This window comes from Wenzhouxiangella sediminis (genome assembly GCF_003410055.1).
In the GTDB taxonomy this organism is placed as follows: Bacteria; Pseudomonadota; Gammaproteobacteria; order Xanthomonadales; family Wenzhouxiangellaceae; genus Wenzhouxiangella; species Wenzhouxiangella sediminis.
In genome coordinates, this window is the sequence record NZ_QUZK01000022.1 from 135,426 (window position 1) to 153,725 (window position 18,300).

Sequence of the window (18,300 nt, forward strand, 5' to 3'; positions counted from 1 at the left end):
GTCAGGAACCGCTCAGCAGGGCGTCGAGCTCGTCGACGGTCACGTCCGGACTCGGGAAGCCGACATTCCGAAGGGCCTCCAGCCGCTCCGGGTAGAGCTCGAAACTCGCCCGCTCGAGCAAATCCGCCTCGAGCCCTTTGTAGACTTCGCTCGTGTACTGGCGCAGATAAGCGGACGCAACGCGGTCGATAACCGCCTGCAAGGGCCGCGGCTCGGGATCCTGCCGCCCGTTGACACGATAAATCTCGAGGACGTCGTTGACGCGCAGGGGAGCGATCAGGGCTTCACCATCCACCGCCGCAACGCGTGAGGGCAACTTGACGTTGATCATGCGCAGCTGCTGCCGCGTCAACCAACCCAGTTCCTCGACATCTCCTCCGAATTCGTTCTGCAGCGAATCCAGGCCGACGCCATTGTCGGCGGCGGCCTCTTCCAGAGCGGCCATCATCGCCATTCCCGCTTCCGCCTCGTCGAAAGGAATGCGAAGGCGTGCAATGCGCCATTCCACCGGAGGCGTGAACTGCCCGATATTGCTCTGATAATAGAGTTCCAGGCGATTCTCATCGGCCATCGCGCGATCATGCAGCAGCTGCTGGCGCATCTGCTCGATCCCGGCCCGCTCTACCCAGGCCTGAGCCTGGCGGGCCACCGCCTCCTCGGCCACCAGGCCTTGGTCCCGGCAGTATTCGAATGCCGCTTCGTGACGCCGCAATCGGGTCAGGTAGTCCCAGGCACTGTCGTTGGAAATTCGGCCTTCTCCCCCTGGACGGGCACCTGACCCTTCACCCAGCACGCGGCCGAGACGCTGCCTGAACTCCCTCAGGCTCACTTCGTGATCTTCGGCGAACAGAACGATTGCATCTTCAGAGTCACCCGCGACGTACTGCTCGAGCGTTTCCCGATCGACGATTCGAACCGAGGGTGACGGGTTCATTGCAGCCATCTCATCGAGCGCTTCGGACACCTGCTCGGCCTGCAATTGCTCGACCAGAACCGGCTCGGCTTCCTCTTGCGAGAGCTGCCTCTCGACCAGGACCGCCTCGACCATGAACAAATGGACTCCGTCGCGGGTCACGATCGGCTCGGAGGGAACGCCTTCCTGCAGGCCAAAGATCGCCTGCTCGAAGCGCTCGGGGAGATCGCCGCGCTGGATCCAGCCGAGACCACCCTGACGATGGCGGCTTTCCGACTCCGATTCACGTCTCGCCAATCGCTGAAAACTCTCGCCCCGCAGGATTCGATCGCGAATGCCCCGCATTCGTTCTTCCAGGGCATCGAGCGATTCTCCGGCATCCTTCCTGAGGTAGAGATGGTAGGTCGACCGTCGCTCCGGGATCTGGAAGGAAGCCCTTCGGGCTTCGTAGGCAGCGTCGATCGTCTCCCGGGTGATCTCGCCGGCCTCCGGCCTGGACTGGAGCAGGCAGGACTGAACCGCCAGCTGGCGGTGCACCGCCGTGCGCCGCTGGCGAAGCTCATCACCGTCTCGCAATTCGCCGTCACGTACCCGCTCGAGCAGGAGTCGTTCCACGACGATGCCCCGAAGCAGCGCGCTGTACCAGGCTTCGAGGTCGGAGCCGGGCGCGGGCCGATCGGCCGCAGGCAGTGCGAGAATGTGCGCATCGACGTCGTCGACGGTTATGGTGCCACCGTCGTAACGCGCCACGACCCCCGGAGCGGGGGCCGTGTCTTCAGATGCGGGAAGGGGAGCGCGCTCGCCGTCCTGACACCCCGACAGGAGCATCAGCGCCCCGAGCGGGGCCAACAATCTTGTCATGTAACGTCTTCTGGATTACTGGACGTCGTACTCGATCAACTCGACGGGCAGGATGTTGCCGGTCGCCCGAACCAGGGCGTTCAGCGTCTCGCCGAAATCGAAAGTGCCGGTGATGTCCGGACCCATGCCGCCGGTGTAGCCGACCACACCGTGGTGCCCCTGCCCGGCCGTACTACCCGAGCCGAAAGCGGGCACGTAGACGCTGGCGAAGTCACCGAAGATCACGAAGAAGCTGCTCCCGGTGTAGTTCACACCCAGGCCTGCAAACGTCACGGTATCGGTAGAGCCAGTCAGGCCAGCAGTAAACGTGCTGAAGATGGCCTGGGCACCGCCGCCCGTGGTCTGGGGGCCTTCAATCACGAATCCGGCGGAACTGGTCGTTACCGCAGGTCCTTCAACGACGACGGCCTGGATCGTGTCGATCGTGCCGCTGGCGGTGATGTTGATGCCGCCATCATGTGTGTTGAAGCGATTACCGACAAGGGCGCCGCCGCCGAAGCTGTTGGTGATGACGCCGTCGTCGTAGGTGATCGTGCCCATGGCACGCGGGCTGGCGTTCGCCGTTCTCGGGTTGGCATTGCTGTCCAGGTTGGCGACAGCGTCGCGGTAGAAGCCCTCGGCGGAGCCACTCCCCCCGCGGTTTTCCTGCCAGTCCATGCGCTTGGCCTGCAGCCAGAGTCCCTGGCGCTTCTCCGGCGACAAGGCCTTCAGGGTGGCGCGACGCTCCTCTGAAGACATCGCGCGCAGTTCTTCGACGGTGACTCCGGCGGGCTCGTCGGCCCAGGCTGGCGCCAGGGACAGGACAAAAAGGGCGCCTGCAGCAAGAATCTTGTTCGTTGTCATTATTGTTCCCCTCAATTCGACCCGGTCGCATGCCGGACAAATCGGTCAGTTGGTTCGTAAAGCCGATTGATGTGCGCCTGCGCCGGCGGCGGCAGACGGTTTGGCCTGAATGTAGCCGATGCCCCACGTAGAGTCAATTTGCTTTCACCCGGCCATCCTTGCGCCGGAGGACTGCCGTGGCGCGCCTGCGCCGGAAAGGCTCGGACCAACAGGTGAGGGAAATACCAATGGGGACGCTTTTTTTCTACAATCGCTGCTCGCTCCGACCATTGCTCACTCTCCAGGCCGCCTCCTTGCTCGAATCGATTCCAAGCACTCGCCGACTTCGACATGCTACTCCCGGCATCTGGCGAGATGTCGTCTTGGCGACCCGGCTTGCACTGGTCGTCATCCTCTTGATGATGGGCGCCAGCTGCACCGAGCCCCAACAGGGCAGTCGATCGGCGTTCGATGTCGAGCAGCCGCCGAGATTCGAGGAACTCGAGCCCGCGATCAAGGACCAGTACGCTCGGCTCAGGGAAGAGCTCGATCGATTGCATTCTGCCGGCGCACCGGAGGCGGCCAGGGGGAAAGCCTGGGGCGAAATGGGGCGCTGGTTCCATATCTACCGCTATCCCGACAGCGCAATGCTTGCCTATGGCCAGGCGGCCCGGCTCGATCCCCGCGAGCCGCGCTGGCCCTACTACCGGGGCATGCTGGCGGTTGAAGCGGGCCGACTCGATCAAGCGGCGGATTCGTTCCGGGCCGCCGCGGAACTCGCTCCCAGGTCTTCGGCCACACGCGTTCGTCTGGCCGATCTGTGGCTGGAACAACGAGAAAGCGGGACGGCCGAGGCCATGTTCGAGGCCGCTCTGGAAATCGACCCTCGGAACCTCTCCGCCGGGGTGGGCCTGGCACGGATCCACCTGCAGCGGCAGCAGCCGAAGGCGGCGATCGAACGGCTGACGCCCCTGCTCGGCCGGAACGATCGCGGGGACGGCCATATCCACTACCTGCTGGGCCAGGCCTATCGCATGCTTGGCCGTGTCGAAGAGGCCCGAACGCACCTGGCGCAGGTTGCCGGACAGGAAATGCCGCCACTACCGGTGGCAAGCGTCGATCCATGGCTCGATGAGCTACTGGCGATCAATCTCAGCTCGAACCATCTGACTCGCCTGGGGCAGCGAGCCTACCGGCAGGGCAATTACCAATTGTCGGCCCACCACTCGGGCCGCGCCGCACGCCTCAATCCGGACAATGCCGAGCTGCGAGCAAACTACGCCGCGGCATTACTCGCTCTCGGGCGGACCATTGCGGCGAGGCGTCAGATCGAAGCGACCTTGCGCCAGGCACCCGACCTGGCCCGCGCGCATCTGATTCTGGGCGGCATCGAACAAAAGGAGGGCAACTGGCTCGAGGCCGAAAACGCCTTGCTGCATGCGCTCGAACTCGACCCGGGCATGAGCGATGCGCGCAAGCAGCTGGGTCGCCTGTACCAGAGGACCGGACAGCTCGACAAAGCCGTCGAGAGCTATTCAGGACTGCGTACGCGTTTCTCCGAATCCGGTCAGGTTCGTTTCTGGCATGCGGCTCTGCTCACGGCTGCCGGGCGCCACCGTGAAGCACTGGCGGCTCTTGAAGAAGACCTTGAAATCGCCAGCGGCAATACGCGTCTCGAGCTCCTGAGGATCAGGCTTCTTGCAGCCGCCAACGATCCCGGCTTGCGTGATCCGCGGCGAGCTGAACAGCTGCTGTCGGCACTGAGCCAAGACAGTGCCCATGTCTTCTACGCCGAGACCGCCGCAATGGTCGCGGCCGCCAACGCACAGCCGCAGCGCGCCGTGAACTGGGAACGCCGGGCACTGGCGGCACTGGAAGCCCTGCAGATCGCGCCTGCCACGCAAATCGCGCGCCGGCGGCTCGTACTCTACAGCGAGAACCGAATCACCCCCTCTCCCTGGGAACGGGAGGAAGTGCTGGTCGTCAAACCGGCGCCGCCGCTCCCGTCTCCTCAAAGCAGCCGATGAGGCCCATGCCGCGACTTAGACTGATCTACCTGCTCGCCCCGACCCTCTGCGTGACGGTTGGATGCGACCGCAACGCCGGAGAAGCCGGCCACCAGCCCGAACCCGCAGCCCACGGCCACGTACGCTTCGTCGATGCAGCCGAAGAAGCCGGCCTGAACTTCTACCACAACAACGGCATGAGCGGCGAGCTGTACTTTCCCGAGCCCGTGGGCTCCGGCGCCGCCCTTGCCGACTTCGACGGCGACGGCGATCTCGATGTACTCCTGGTGCAGGGTCGTAGCCTTCCGCTTTCGGCAGAACTGGGCAGCGATCAGGCCATGTTTCGATCCCGGGTCTACCGCAACGATCTCGACCGAACCGCCCCGGACACGGACATTCCCCGCTTCACCGACATCACCGACTCTAGCGGCCTCGTGGCCAATGGCTACGGCATGGGCGTGGCTACCGGCGACGTCGACAACGACGGGCGCATCGATGTCTACCTGACCAACTACGGCAGCAACCAACTCTGGCGCAATGTTTCGGACGACGAGGGCATCCGGTTCGAGGAAGTCACCTCGGCTTCGGGCTCGGACGACCCGCGCTGGTCGACGAGCGCAAGCTTCTCGGACCTGGACGGCGACGGCTGGCTGGATCTCTACGTCGCCAACTATGTCGACTTCCGGTTCGAGAACCACAAGGTCTGCCGCATGCCCGGCGGGCAGCCGAACTACTGCGGCCCGCAATCCTACGACGGGCTGAGCGACAGCCTGTTCAGAAACGAGGGCGACGGCCGCTTCAAGGACGTGACCGGACCGGCCGGAATTCTCGATTCGCCCTCCAGCGGCCTGGGCGTGGTCGCCGCCGACCTGGACCAGGACGGCCGTACCGATCTCTATGTCGCCAACGACATGCGACCGAACTTCCTGTGGTCCAACCTCGGCGGCGAACGCCTGCGGTTCGAGGACTCGGCGTTGCTCAGCGGCAGCGCCGTGGCCATGGACGGCCGCGCCCAGGCCTCGATGGGACTGGTCGCCGGAGATCTCGACAACGACGGCGACGACGACCTGTTCATGACTCACCTGCGCGCCGACACCAACACGCTCTACCTCAACGACGGCCGCGGGGGGTTCATCGACGCCTCGGCAAGCAGCGGGCTCGGCGCCGCCAGCCTGTCATATACCGGCTTCGGCACCGTGCTCATCGACCTCGACAACGACACCTGGCTGGACCTCGTCGCGGCCAATGGCGCGATCAGCATCATCGAGGAACAGGCCCGTCAGGGCAGCGACTATCCCCTGGCCGAGCGCAACCAGGTCTTCTACAACCGGGGCAACGCCGACTTCGTGGACATTACCGAATCCGCCGGCGGCCAGCTCACGGCGCTGGAAGTCAGCCGCGGCCTGGCCGTCGGCGACATCGACAACGACGGCAAGAGCGACCTTTTACTGACCAACAACCGCGGGCCGGCACGCCTGCTCATGAACCGAACGCAGACGACCAATCACTGGCTCGGACTGCGTCTGCTCACATCCGATGGCAAACGCGACGCGCTCGGTGCCACCGTTACGGTCTTCATGCCCGACGGGCACCGCCTGCTGCGGCGCGCAGCCACCGACGGCAGCTACCTGTCGGCCAACGACCCACGCGTCCTGGTCGGTCTCGGCGACAGCAAGCGACCGGCCTCGATCGAGGTCCGCTGGCCCGACGGTGCCGTCGAGCGCTGGGAAGGCCTGGCCGTCGATCGCTACCACACGCTGATCGCCGGCACAGGCCGGCCTGCAGGAGACCTGACCCCGTGACCGGCAATCAACTCCCCGCTTGTACCACTTGGCTGATCGGCGCCGCGCTTGCCGCCCTGGCAGGCTGCGGCGACAGCAGCCCGGATTCGTCCAAGGTGGCCACCTGGAACGACGGCGGCTTGCCCCGAGCCGAGTACGAGCAGTGGATCGAGCACCAGAACCTGGAACGATCGCCTGCCACGGTGCGCGAGCTGGCCCTGATCACCGAACTCGCCGATGCAGCGCGGCAGCGGGGTGCGGCCGAACGGCCCGAAATTCAGCTGGCCATCGAGAGAGAACGTCAGCGAATTCTGCTCGCTGCCCTCGACGATCACCTGAACGCTCAGATTGCCATCACCCCCGAGGAAATCGACCGATTGCAGGAAACCTATCCCGATGCATTCCAAAGGCCGCGCAAGTTGCTCCTCCGCGGGATCTACAAGCAGCTGCCCGAAACCCCCGAGGAGCAAGCGGCGATTCGGTCGAGAATGGCTGAGCTGCGGGACCTCGTCCTGGACGGTGCCGACCTGGAGCGCCTCGCGCAAGAGGAATCGGAATCCCAGAGTCGCTTCCGAGGGGGCAGCATCGGCTGGGTCGACCCCTCGTCCTTGCCCGAAGCGGTTCAGCGAGGCGTCGAAAGTCTCGACACAGGCGAAGTCAGCCCCCTGATCGAATTGTCCGCGGGCGTGACGTTCTATGCCTGCGAAGGTGTGCGGCCGGCGGTCGAACCCGGCCCGGAAGAAGTCCGCTCCAAGTTCCGGCAGAATCTCTATCGACAGAAACGGGATGAACTCAATCGGCAATTGCGCGAGGAACTGACCGGGCGTGTGCTCGTCAGCCTCGCCCAGGATCCCGTCCTCACCGTGGGCAGCTATCGGCTGCCCGCCGGCTGGCTCGACGCCCTCATTGCCCTGCGCCTCCCCAGACGCGCTCCCGAGTCACTTGACATGCGCCAGAAACAACGGCTTCTGGCCGAGTGGGGCATGGGAGTCGCCATGGCCGACCATGCCGAATCGCTCGGACTGGACAACTCGGACCACCGCGCCGAGGCGCTTCGCTGGCGCCTGACCCACGCGCTGGCACAGTGGGAACTAAGGCATCGCGTCGATTCAAGGCTGACTCCGCCGACCGAAGCGGCGCTGCGGGCAGAGTTCGAGCAGAACCGCGACCGCCTGCGCAATCCGCCGGCGTTTCGCCTGCTCGCCATTCAGTTCGCGAACGCCGAGAACGCCACGGAACCGGACGCCGTCGCCGCCGCCCGGCGAGTCGTGGCCCGCGTTCGCTCCGGAGAACTGCCTTTCGAACAGGCCGCTCGCATGCATTCCCTCCATCCCTCGGCTCGCACCGGGGGCGTGCTCGGGTGGAAGACGCGGCGCCAGCTCGGCTCGCTGGACATGAAGTTGCTCCAGGCCGTGCGCCAGCTTTCTCCCGGCGACGATACCGGGCTGATGCGCTCCCAATCCGGGCTCTGGATGGCCAGGCTGCTGGAATCACGCGAAGCCGGGCCGATGACTTTCGACGAAGCCCGCGAGACGCTGACCGAAAGGCTCCGTCGGTCCCGGATCGAGCGGCTGGAAAGCGAGGTGCGCGAACAGGCATTCAGCGAGATGCAGCTCCGCATCGCGCTCGACTGAATCGGGTCGCTAGTTCGAGCCCGGGTACTTCGGCGCCGCGCGCATGATCGGCGTGAATCGCCGCCGCTCGCCACTGAGCGAGACGCTCTCGACATAGTAGAAGTACTCGACACCCGGTTCGACCCGCTCGTCGACGAACCGGTAGTCCCTGGGCAGATCGGTCGTGCCGCCGCCTTCGAGCGGCTGGGCGGTGATTCGTTCGTATGGCCCCTCCCGCCGCTCCGCCCGGTAGACGTCGAAACCGAAGTTGTCGGATTCGCTGGCCGTCGACCAGGTGACTGTGTTGGTCAGCGGCTCGACGGCTCGGCCGGCTGGCACGGAGCACGCCGAAACCAGGATCACCCAAGCAACCGCGACGATCGGCAGGACGGATGACAGCGCCTGACGGCTCACCGGACGCTACTCGGCCAGTGAAAGCCGGGTGACTTTCTGGAACCCGCGCGGCAGCTTGCGCCCGCGCTGGGCCCGCTCGCCCCAGTAGTTCTCGGTGTCGGCCCAGCCCAGGCGCAGGTAGCGCTGTCCGGCCCACACGAGACAGTCCTCGCCAGCGGCAATGACGATGGCACCGGCCATCTTCTCGCCGGCCTTTTTCGCCTTGGGCGGAATGTTGATCAGCTTGTTGCCCTTGCCCTTGGCCAGCTCCGGGACTTCACTGAGGTAGTAGGCCAACAGGTAGCCCTCAGTGGTGGCGCAGACGATGACGGCTTCTTCGTCCTCGGTAACCGGGGCGATGGGCAGCACGTCCGAGCCGGCAGGCACCGTCAGCATCTGCTTGCCGGCCTTCTGGCGCGTGTGCAGGTTTTCCAGTTGCGTGACGAAGCCGTAGCCGGCGTCGCTGGCCATCAACACCCGGTCCTCGGGTGCGCCGATGGCCACGCTCTTGAATACGGCATCCGACTTCGGGCTGAAGCGCCCGGTCAGCGGCTCGCCCAGGCTGCGCGCCGAAGGCAGTTCGTGCGCGATCAGGGAATAGCTGCGGCCGTTGGAATCCAGGAAGCAGGCCGTCTGCGTGCTGCGCCCGCGAGCGGCGGCAAGGAACTCGTCGCCGGCGCGGTAGTTGAGCTCCTCGGGCTTGGTGTCGTGGCCCTTGGCCGCGCGCACCCAGCCGTTCTCGCTCAGGACCACGGTCACCGGTTCGGAAGGCACCAGGTCCGTTTCCTTCAGGGCCTGGGCAGCGGAGCGCTCGACCAGCTGCGACCGGCGTTCGTCGCCGTACTTCTCGGCATCTTCCATCAGCTCGTCGCGAATCAGGCGAGTGAGCTTCTTCGGTGATTCGAGGATGGCCTCGATCTGCTTGCGCTCGGCTTCCAGCTCGTCTTTCTCGCCCTGGATCTTCATCTCCTCGAGCTTGGCGAGGTGGCGCAGCTTGAGTTCGAGAATGGCCTCGGCCTGAGTGCCGGTCAGCCCGAAGCGCTCCATCAGCACCGGCTTGGGCTCGTCCTCGGTGCGGATGATGTGGATCACTTCGTCGATGTTGAGATAGGCGATCAGCAGGCCGTCGAGAATGTGCAGGCGATCGACGACCTGGTCGAGGCGGAACTCGAGGCGCCGGGTGACCGTTCGGCGGCGGAACTCCAGCCACTCGACCAGGAGATCCTTGAGGTTGCGCACGCCCGGCCGGCCGTCGAGGCCGATGACGTTGAGGTTCATCCGCGCGCTCTTTTCCAGGTCGGTGGTCGCGAACAGGTGGTCCATCAACTGATCGACGTCGACGCGGTTCGAGCGCGGCACGATCACCAGGCGGGTCGGATGCTCGTGGTCGGACTCGTCGCGCAGATCGGTCACCCAGGGCAGTTTCTTGGCCTGCATCTGCCCGGCGATCTGCTCAAGCACCTTGGCCGGAGAGACCTGGTGCGGGAGTGCCGTGACGATGACCTCCTCGCCCTCCTTCTCCCACTTGGCGCGCTGGCGGATGCCGCCGGATCCGGTCTCGTAGAGGTTGAGCAGGTCTTCGCGCGAGCTGACGATCTCCGGCCCGCCGGGAAAGTCCGGCGCCGGAACGTGCTCGCAAAGCTCGGCCACGGTCGTTCTCTTCGGCGCCTCGAGCAGGCGAATGCAGGCCGAGACCACCTCTCTGAGGTTGTGCGGCGGAATGTCGGTGGCCATGCCCACGGCGATGCCCTGGCCGCCGTTGAGCAGGACGTTGGGCAAGCGCGCCGGCAGCAGCTTGGGTTCCTTGAGCGTGCCGTCGAAGTTGGGCACCCACTCGACCGTGCCCTGCCCCAGCTCGGCCAGCAGGGTCTTGGCATACGGCGCCAGGCGCGACTCGGTGTAGCGCATGGCTGCGAAGGACTTGGGATCGTCGGGCGACCCGAAATTGCCCTGCCCGTCGACCAGCGGGTAGCGGTAGGAGAAGGGCTGGGCCATCAGCACCATGGCCTCGTAGCAGGCCGAATCGCCGTGCGGATGGAACTTGCCGATCACATCACCCACCGTGCGGGCCGATTTCTTGTGCTTGGAAGCGGCCGACAGGCCGAGTTCGCTCATTGCGTAGACGATGCGCCGCTGCACGGGCTTGAGACCGTCGCCCACGTGCGGAAGGGCGCGGTCGAGCACCACGTACATGGCGTAGTCGAGGTAGGCGCGCTCGGCGTAGGTGCGCAGGGGTTGCTGTTCGAAGTCGCCGGAAACGGGTTTGATTTCGCTCATGGCGGGGAATTGTCGCCGAAGACGGGCGACCTTGCCACAGCGATTCGGACCAAAAGCGCAGGCGCCGGCGACCGGCGCCCGGTCTATCGGGAAAGTGCCGCCAAGCTCAGATGACCAGCCAGGCGATCAGCGCGAACGTCACCAGAACGCTGCCGGCGGCGATCATGTAGAGCTTCACCGGCGTGGCGTCGTTGGGCACCTTGGGCTGGGGCCGGTCGCCCTGCGGAACCGGCGCCTCGGTGGAGGCCTTGAGCACCTCCAGGACTTCGTCGGTCGTCTCGTCGTCGAAGCGGAACGGGTCGAAGCGGTCGTGACCGTGCTGCTTGAGCTTGTCGCGCAGGACACGATCGAGCGTCAGGTACTTCATGGCCCAGAGCTTGAACCGGCGGCGCTCGATCGGGCGCTTGCGCAGCAGCGTCACGTCGCGATGGCGCGGGTCGTCGTGCAGCTTGTTGTAGAGCTTCTCGACAGCTTCGCGCTCGCCCTCGAGGCACTGGAAGAAGGTGTCGTTGCCGAAGCACAGCACGCCGCCGATCTCCAGCGGCTCGTTGTTGCGGCGCGATTGCGTGAGAATGCGGCCGATTTCGGGCTCGACGCCAGTGCCGCCCTTGCTGCGGGCAACATTGGAACGGCTGGCATAGACGAGTTCGATGAGCTCCGACATGGTCGTCTCCCCTGTTAGGCGTTGAAATCTCGCCAAAGCTTACGGAGACGAGGGTCGGCGGGAGGTGAAGACGGGGCATTCGGGCAACGATGCAGGGCCGGATCGGGGCGGTGCCCCGTCCGGCTCCGATAAGGTTTGTTGCCTCTCCCGGGGAGGTCCCGGCTCTCCGCTTCGCTGCGGCCGGGACGTTAAGACGCTCGCGCAGCGAGCGTCTTAACGCTTGACGAACTTCAGGGTGAAGCGATCGCTTTCTCCGATCTCACGGTACTTTTCCTCGTCCTCGCCCTCGGGCACGTTCAGGCCCGGCGGCAGGGTCCAGACGCCGTTGGGATGGTCGGCGGTGTCGGCCGGGTTAGCGTTGATCTCGGAGGCTTCCTCGAGCACGAAACCGGAGGACTCGACGATGCCCACCACCCAGCTCTGCTTGACGTAGCCGGTGGACGGATTCTGCTCACGATCTTCCGGCAGGCGATGGCCAACGACACCAAAGACGCCGCCGGTCTTGAGCACCGCGGCGGCCGCTTCGGCCACGTCGCGGAAATTGTCGTCGCCTGCGTAGCTGTGCACGTTGCGGAAGGTCAGCACCATGTCGGCCGAACCCGCTTCCCCGAGGTCGGTCATCTCCGGCGGGTCGAAGGCGATGATCTCGACATCACCGAAGCGTTCGGCCGAGATGCGTTCCTTGTAGGTGGCCATCCCGCGCTCGTAGTAACCCGGCAGGTCTTCCTGGTCCATGTTCCAGTGGGCGGCGACCAGCTTGCCCTCTTCAGCCAGGTAGGGCCCGAGGATTTCCGTGTACCAGCCGCCGCCGGGGGAGATCTCCACCACGGTCATGTCCGGCTCGATGCCGAAGAAGGTCAGCGTCTCGTAGGGGTGGCGGTATTGGTCCCGCTCGGCCTCGGCCGACGGGCGCTCCGGGCTCTCGATCACGCTCTTGAGCTTGTCGTCGGCCAGGGCCGGGGCGGCCAGCATCAGGGCCGAGATCGCGAGAGAGCCTGCACGCAGTGCTTTCATGGTGGTCACTCCAGGGTTGCGGTGAGTTGGAACAAACGATGCCCGCTATTGGCGTACTTGCGCTCGAACGGGCTGATCGGTTCGTCAGCCCGGAAAGATACCACTTTCACGTCAAGGACTCCCGCCAGGGCGAGGGCCCGCGCGAACTCGTCGATGTAGAGTTCGAAATTGCTGCGCAACTCCAGTCGCCCGCCCAGCGCGAGCAGGGCCGGGAAAACGGGATGGGCATGCCATCGGCGCTTCAGATGCCCGGGCTTGGGCCACGGGTTGGGATAGAGCAGGTAGTGATGGGCGGGTCGCCATCCGGCCTCGACCGCGAGACGCCAGAAATCGGCCAGCTCCGCTCGAACCAGCCGGGCGTTGTCCGGCAGCGCCGCCGCGCGGCGCAGCCTGTCCTCGCTCTTGTCGATTCCGACCACCAGGGAGTCCCGATGCAGACGGGCGAGTCCAGCCGTCGAGGCGCCCGTGCCGCAGCCCGAGTCCAGCACGAGCGGGGTGCCGGCGTCGATCGAATCGGCCAGTTCGGCGAACGCCAGTCGGCTGTGATCGTGAATCGGCGATTGCCAGTCGTGGCGAAGGTGGCGCAGCACCGTTTCCTCGAGCCGCCGGTGCGGTCCGGGCTGCGAGGTCTGCGGGATGCGCGATTCAGCCATGGGGCATGGCCTGGCAAAGGATGGTGGGCCGTGAAGGACTCGAACCTTCAACCAATAGGTTAAAAGCCTACTGCTCTACCATTGAGCTAACGGCCCGAAAATCGAGCCGCGTATGATACCCCCGCTTTACACATCTCTCAATACCCGGTTTCGCGCCAGGTGCGAATCCGATGTCCGGTTTCGACCGGATTTCCCGTAACAGTGGCGAACAACCAGGAATTCACGGGAAGCGCCACTACCATGACCAAGGAAAATCAGCTCCACTCCCGCAAGTATCAGGTCCGCCAGCGCCTCAAGCCCACCATCGCGCCCCTGACAGCCGCAATCGGCGGCGCGCTGGCCGCCGGCTCCCTGCAGGCGGCAACGATTACCGTCGACACGCTCGACGACGGCATCCCCAGCGAACAGTGCAGCTTGCGGGGAGCCTTGTATGCCGCCACAACGAACTCGTCGTCCTACGGCGGCGGCTGCCCCGCTGGTGACAGCGGCCAGGACACCATCGTCTTTGCATCGGGCCTGAGCGGCACGATCAACCTCGATTTCGCCTCCGGTATCTATTACGACGGCACGACCCTGCCGATCGGCGAGTCGGTCATCATCGACGGCGAGGGGCGCATCACCATCCAGGGCAGCGGCGCGGCGCCGGCGATGTACCAGAAGTACCAGGTCGACGGATTCCACGCCGAGGAGGTGGAGCTCCGGGGCCTGACCATTACCGGCGGCGGTGGGGACTACGGCGGCGCCATCCGCTCGCACGGCCTGGAGCTGGCGCTCTCCAACTGCACCCTGACCGGCAACTCCGCCACCGAGGGAGGAGGAGCGATCTGGCACAGCTCTCCGGCCGATGGCAGCTCATGGTTGACTATCGCCGCTTCGGAGATCTCCGGTAATGAAGTTACCGCTAACGGTGGTCGCGGTGGCGCCATCGCTGTGGACAGGTCCTCTCACTCCCTGGTTATTACGTCAACGACCCTGAACGATAACGAATCCCAGGGCAGCGGCGGCGCCATCGACTGGCGCGCTTCGAACGGCACGGTCGGTTTCTACAATAACTCCAGCTTCTCGAACAACACTGCCAAATACGGCGACGGCGGTGCGGTCAACATCGTCTCTCAAGGTGCATACGGCGCCAGCGTATTCTTCCGCGACACGGACTTCTACGGCAATCTCGCCACAGGTTATGGCGGCGGCGCGGCCGTCAGCGACAGCGGCAGCGGCGTCAACGGCTTCGGACAGTTCCGCCTGAGGGGCTCCAATTTCGAGCAGAACACGGCCGGCGAAAGCGGTGGTGGCTTGTGGCTGTCGCGCGGCGATGGTTCCGGAACCGCGGGCACGCCGGAAAACTACGTGGATTTCGAAACCAACTCCTTCAACGGCCGTCCGACGGCTTTCATCGGCAACACAGCCGCCTACTCCGGCGGCGGCGCCGAAATCATCGTCGGCGACGCCACGCCAGTGAATTTCATCGGCGTCGATTTCACCGGCAACTCAGCCAATGACGGAAACGGCGGGGGAGCCCTTATCACGACCGGCAACGCCGGCCTGTCCATGAGCCAGGTCACCGTCGCAGGCAATACCGCGCAAGGCTCTGGCCAGGGCGCAGGGTTCCGTATCGCCGCCAACAACGGCGGGGACGTCGAGGGCCGCCAGGTCGATGTGAACGACAACTACGGGAACTACGGCGGCGGTATGCGCATCATCGCGTCCGGCGGCGACGTTCTGTTCGAAGACGCCCGGTTCGTCGACAACACTGCCGACCAGTCCTTCGGAGGCGGGCTGCAGGTCAGCGGCACCCTGAATCAGTTCGGGATCGGCTCGTCGATCTTTTCCGGCAACATTGCCGGACAGGGCGGCGCCGGGCTGGATCTGTACTCACCGTATTCGGAGAACATCCTGGCCGAGGTAAAGTACAGCGAGTGGTCCGGCAACGAAGCCGGCAACAGCGGTGGCGCGATCAATCTCGAGCTCGGGGCCGGCAGCCAGCTCTTCCTGGAAAACTCGACGCTTTCCGGAAACACCTCGGGAAATAACGGGGCCGCGCTCAACACCTACGGCGACCAACAGCTGACGGTCAAGTATTCGACGGTGGCGAACAATATTGCCACCAACGAAGGCGGCGGCATCTTCAACAGCCAGACCGGGGACTGCAACGTCTACAACTCGTTGTTCGACGGCAACACGGGCGCAGCGGGAGCGGAGGAGCAGGACCTGCGAGCGACAACGACCGACTGCGGGGTCCAGAACTCGCTGCTCTCCGGTGCCGATTCGCAATTCACCGACGACGGCGGCAACATCCTGTACCAGGATCCGATGCTGCTCCCCCTGGCCGACAACGGCGGCGCAAATGGCCGCACGCATGCGCTGGCCGATAGCAGCCCGGCCGTCGACGCCGGCAGCGCGGGCAGCTACGTCCCGGATTCCGACCAGCGCGGCAGTCCCTTCCAACGCGTCTTCGGCAGCGCGCTCGACATGGGCGCCTACGAACTGCAGACCCTGGAAGACGCCATCTTCAGCGATCGCTTCGAAGCGCCGTAAGCCCTCCCGGGAGGGCGGCCTTCAACCGCCGTCCTCCCGCCCTTCCGCCAGGTCCAGGACAACTTCCCGAATGCCGTCCTCGTCGATCGGGCCCAGCCGGAAACCCAGGTCCTCGGCCAGGCCCAGCATCCGCGTGTTCCGCTGCAGCACCTGGCCGACCACCTCGCGAACGCCGGTTTCCCGGCAGTGGTCGATGAGCTTCTGCAGCAGGATGCGGCCCAGGCCGCGCCCCTTGATGTCGGAGCGCACGACGACCGCGAACTCGGCACGATGCCCGGACGAATCCTTCGCGATCCGCGCCACGCCCAGGGTGCGGCGCGCGTCGTCGACGGCGATGAAGGCCATCTCGCGCTCGTAGTCGATCTGAGTGAAACGCGCCAGCTGCGAGTGCTCCGGCTCGCGGATCACGCCGAAGAATCGGAAGCGGACATCCTCGGCCTCGAGGCTGTTGAAGAAGTCGCGGTGGGCCGGCTCGTCCTCCGGCCGGATGGGCCGGATGGTGATCTCGCCGTCGCCGAAGGGCAGGCTTTCGGCCAGGTGTGTGGGATAGGGCGCGATGGCCGGACGCCTCCGTGGGCCGCCCTCGGCGGGCCGCAGTTCGATGCGGGCATCCAGCGCCACGACGCCATCGTCGTCGGCCAGCAGCGGATTGATGTCGATCGACTCGACGGACTCGAGGTCGGTCATCAGGCGCGCGGCCCGCACGAGCACGTCGCAGACCAGGTCGATGCGCGCCGCCGGCCGATGGCGGAAACCGGCCAGCAATTTCGCGACCCGGGTCCGGTCGACCATCTGGCGCGCCAGGCTCATGTTCAGCGGCGGCAGGCCGACGACCGTGTCGCCGACGACTTCCACCGCCGTGCCGCCGCTGCCGAAGAGCATCACCGGGCCGAAGACCGGGTCCGTGCTCGCACCGACGATCAGTTCCGCGCTGTGGGCGCGGCGCACCATCTGCTGCACCGAGAACCCGTCGAGCCGCGCGTTGCCGTGCATTGCGACCCGGCGGGCGATGCCTTCGGCGGCTTCGCGCACGGCGTGCTCGGACTCCAGGTCGAGCACGACCCCGCCGACGTCCGACTTGTGCGAAATATCGGGTGAAATCACCTTCAGCGCCACCGGAAAACCGATCTCGGTCGCCAGGGTCGCGGCTTCCTCCGGCGAGCCGGCCTGGCGGGTCTTCACCACCGGGATGCCGTAGGAAGAGAGCACGCACTTGGCCTCGACCTCGCTGAGCCAGCGGCGGCCCTCGTCGTGGGCCCGCTCGATGATGACCGTGACCGAATCGGGATCCATCACCGCCGAAGTCGGCATCTCCGAGGGCGTCTCCATCAGCGCCACCTGGTTGGCGCGGTATTCCTGCAGGGCCAGGAAGGCGGCCACGGCGTCGGCCGGCGACAGGAAGCCCGGCAGGTCGGCGGCGGCGAAGGCCTCGTAAGCCTCACGCGCCGATGCGCCACCCAGCCAGCAACCGAAAACCGGCTTGGGGGCCGCGGCGGCAACGGGCGCGAGTTCTTCGGCGACCGTGCGACTGTCGGCCAGGGCCGTGGGCGCATGCACGACCAGCACGGCATCGACTTCCTCCGAGGCCACCAGGATCTTCAGGGCTTCGATGTAGCGCCCGGCCGGGGCGTCGCCGATGATGTCGACCGGGTTGCCGCGCGACCAGTTGTGCGGCAGCACCTTGTCGAGCTTGTCGAGCGTGGCCTCGTCCAGCTCGGCCAGCTGCCCGCCGCCCAGCACCAGCTCGTCGGTGGCCAGGATGCCCGGCCCGCCGCCGTTGGTCAGGATGGCCAGGCGGTTGCCCTCGTGCGGGCGCACACGGGCCAGGAACTCGGCGGCACGGAACAGGTCCTCGATGCCGTACACGCGCAACGCGCCGGCGCGGCGAATGGCCGCGGCGTAGACTTCGTCGCGGCCGGCCAGCGCGCCAGTGTGCGAGGCGGCCGCCCGCGCGCCCTCGGGTACTCGGCCCGACTTGACCACCACCAGCGGCTTGTTGCGCGAGGCCGCGCGCGAGGCCGACATGAACTTCCGCCCGTCTTTCAGCGCTTCCATGTAGAGCAAGATCGAGCGCGTGCGCGCATCCGAACCCAGGTAATCGATGACGTCGCCGATATCGACGTCCAGGCAATTTCCCAGGGAAACGAAGGATGAAAAACCGATCTCGCGCTCGGCCGCCCAGTCCAGCACCGTGGTGGCCAGTGCTCCGGACTGCGTGACGAAAGCGACCCGCCCGGGCACCGGCCTGCCGGGGGCGAAACTGGCGTTCAGCCCGCTGCCGGGCACCATCAGCCCGACGCAGTTGGGCCCGAGGAAACGCAGGCCGTGGCGCCCGGCGTGCTCGAGCATTTCGGATTCCAGGTCGCGGCCGGAGACCTCGCTGGCCTCGTCGAAACCGGCGGTGATCACCACCGCAGCTCGCGTGCCGACGGCACCGAGGTTCTCGATGATGCCGGGCACAGTTATCGGCGGCGTGCAGATCACGCCCAGGTCGGGCACCTCGGGCAGGTCCTTCGCCTTGCGGAAGACCGTGCGGCCCGCCACCTCGCGGTGATGGAGATTGACCGGATAGATCGAGCCCGGAAAGTCACATTCGAGCAGGTTGGAGAAAACGGCACGGCCGACGCTGCCCGGCCGGTCCGAAGCGCCGAAGACCGCGATGGACCGCGGCCTGAACATCCTTTCGAGATGGCGAATCGACATTCCCGGCTCCCTCGCAGGGCTCGTGGTCGCAGGGGAAGATTATCATGCAGGCGCCGGGGCCATAC

12 protein-coding genes and 1 tRNA gene are annotated in these 18,300 nt (G+C 65.8%); 4 read left to right on the forward strand and 9 right to left on the reverse strand.

The window, feature by feature from the left end; all coding sequences use genetic code 11:
- Window position 1 precedes the first annotated feature (1 nt).
- Together DZC52_RS05445 and DZC52_RS05450 are read right to left on the reverse strand one after the other, a co-directional pair.
- Window positions 2-1,774, reverse strand: a complete 1,773-nt coding sequence (locus DZC52_RS05445) for a peptidylprolyl isomerase (protein ID WP_116650109.1) — start codon at window positions 1,772-1,774, stop codon at window positions 2-4.
- A gap of 15 nt (window positions 1,775-1,789) precedes the next feature.
- Window positions 1,790-2,617, reverse strand: coding sequence for a hypothetical protein (locus DZC52_RS05450; protein ID WP_116650110.1), 828 nt, complete (start codon window positions 2,615-2,617; stop codon window positions 1,790-1,792).
- A gap of 362 nt (window positions 2,618-2,979) precedes the next feature.
- On the opposite strand from DZC52_RS05450, the gene DZC52_RS05455 reads away from it, so the two are divergent.
- From DZC52_RS05455 to DZC52_RS15485, 3 genes are read left to right on the forward strand one after another with little or no spacing between them, the layout of a single operon-like run.
- Entirely contained in the window at window positions 2,980-4,623 is a 1,644-nt protein-coding gene (locus tag DZC52_RS05455) for a tetratricopeptide repeat protein (RefSeq protein WP_181918796.1), read from the forward strand.
- Between the two features lie 5 nt (window positions 4,624-4,628).
- Complete coding sequence (locus tag DZC52_RS05460; RefSeq protein ID WP_181918797.1) at window positions 4,629-6,404, forward strand: CRTAC1 family protein; 1,776 nt, start codon at window positions 4,629-4,631, stop codon at window positions 6,402-6,404.
- The gene (locus DZC52_RS15485; RefSeq protein WP_181918798.1) at window positions 6,401-8,017 is read left to right on the forward strand and encodes a peptidylprolyl isomerase; all 1,617 of its coding nucleotides are present in this window, start codon (window positions 6,401-6,403) and stop codon (window positions 8,015-8,017) included. The genes DZC52_RS05460 and DZC52_RS15485 overlap by 4 nt, the downstream gene beginning before the upstream one ends.
- Before the next feature lie 9 nt (window positions 8,018-8,026).
- On the opposite strand, the gene DZC52_RS05475 is transcribed toward DZC52_RS15485, so the two are convergent.
- The 6 genes from DZC52_RS05475 to DZC52_RS05500 form a co-directional block, all read right to left on the reverse strand.
- On the reverse strand, window positions 8,027-8,410 hold the full coding sequence (locus DZC52_RS05475; RefSeq protein ID WP_116650113.1) for a hypothetical protein: 384 nt from the start codon (window positions 8,408-8,410) through the stop codon (window positions 8,027-8,029).
- Between the two features lie 6 nt (window positions 8,411-8,416).
- A complete protein-coding gene (gene parC, locus DZC52_RS05480) occupies window positions 8,417-10,666 on the reverse strand; it encodes a DNA topoisomerase IV subunit A (RefSeq protein ID WP_116650114.1) in 2,250 nt (749 codons plus the stop codon).
- Between the two features lie 106 nt (window positions 10,667-10,772).
- Window positions 10,773-11,330, reverse strand: a complete 558-nt coding sequence (locus tag DZC52_RS05485) for a BLUF domain-containing protein (RefSeq protein ID WP_116650115.1) — start codon at window positions 11,328-11,330, stop codon at window positions 10,773-10,775.
- Window positions 11,331-11,543: 213 nt separating this feature from the next.
- Window positions 11,544-12,344, reverse strand: a complete 801-nt coding sequence (locus DZC52_RS05490) for a class I SAM-dependent methyltransferase (protein WP_116650147.1) — start codon at window positions 12,342-12,344, stop codon at window positions 11,544-11,546.
- Window positions 12,345-12,349: 5 nt separating this feature from the next.
- Window positions 12,350-12,997 (reverse strand): tRNA (guanine(46)-N(7))-methyltransferase TrmB, encoded by a 648-nt coding sequence (gene trmB, locus DZC52_RS05495; RefSeq protein WP_116650116.1) that lies wholly within the window; start codon window positions 12,995-12,997, stop codon window positions 12,350-12,352.
- A gap of 21 nt (window positions 12,998-13,018) precedes the next feature.
- Window positions 13,019-13,093, reverse strand: a tRNA-Lys gene (locus DZC52_RS05500).
- Between the two features lie 144 nt (window positions 13,094-13,237).
- Here DZC52_RS05500 and DZC52_RS05505 point away from each other — a divergent pair.
- Window positions 13,238-15,532 (forward strand): choice-of-anchor Q domain-containing protein, encoded by a 2,295-nt coding sequence (locus DZC52_RS05505; protein ID WP_147307616.1) that lies wholly within the window; start codon window positions 13,238-13,240, stop codon window positions 15,530-15,532.
- Window positions 15,533-15,553: 21 nt separating this feature from the next.
- Here DZC52_RS05505 and DZC52_RS05510 read toward each other — a convergent pair whose 3' ends face one another.
- Window positions 15,554-18,235: a bifunctional acetate--CoA ligase family protein/GNAT family N-acetyltransferase gene (locus tag DZC52_RS05510; protein ID WP_116650118.1), complete on the reverse strand. Its 2,682-nt coding sequence runs from the start codon at window positions 18,233-18,235 to the stop codon at window positions 15,554-15,556.
- Between the last annotated feature and the right edge of the window lie 65 nt (window positions 18,236-18,300).

Bases quoted from the DNA above. Each gene is read 5' to 3' on its own strand.
- DZC52_RS05505 (WP_147307616.1), top strand. From the start codon at position 13,238: ATGACCAAGGAAAATCAGCTCCACTCCCGCAAGTATCAGGTCCGCCAG.
- trmB (WP_116650116.1), bottom strand. From the start codon at position 12,997: ATGGCTGAATCGCGCATCCCGCAGACCTCGCAGCCCGGACCGCACCGG.
- DZC52_RS05490 (WP_116650147.1), bottom strand. From the start codon at position 12,344: ATGAAAGCACTGCGTGCAGGCTCTCTCGCGATCTCGGCCCTGATGCTG.
- DZC52_RS05450 (WP_116650110.1), bottom strand. From the start codon at position 2,617: ATGACAACGAACAAGATTCTTGCTGCAGGCGCCCTTTTTGTCCTGTCC.
- parC (WP_116650114.1), bottom strand. From the start codon at position 10,666: ATGAGCGAAATCAAACCCGTTTCCGGCGACTTCGAACAGCAACCCCTG.
- DZC52_RS05445 (WP_116650109.1), bottom strand. From the start codon at position 1,774: ATGACAAGATTGTTGGCCCCGCTCGGGGCGCTGATGCTCCTGTCGGGG.
- DZC52_RS05510 (WP_116650118.1), bottom strand. From the start codon at position 18,235: ATGTCGATTCGCCATCTCGAAAGGATGTTCAGGCCGCGGTCCATCGCG.
- DZC52_RS05485 (WP_116650115.1), bottom strand. From the start codon at position 11,330: ATGTCGGAGCTCATCGAACTCGTCTATGCCAGCCGTTCCAATGTTGCC.
- DZC52_RS05460 (WP_181918797.1), top strand. From the start codon at position 4,629: ATGCCGCGACTTAGACTGATCTACCTGCTCGCCCCGACCCTCTGCGTG.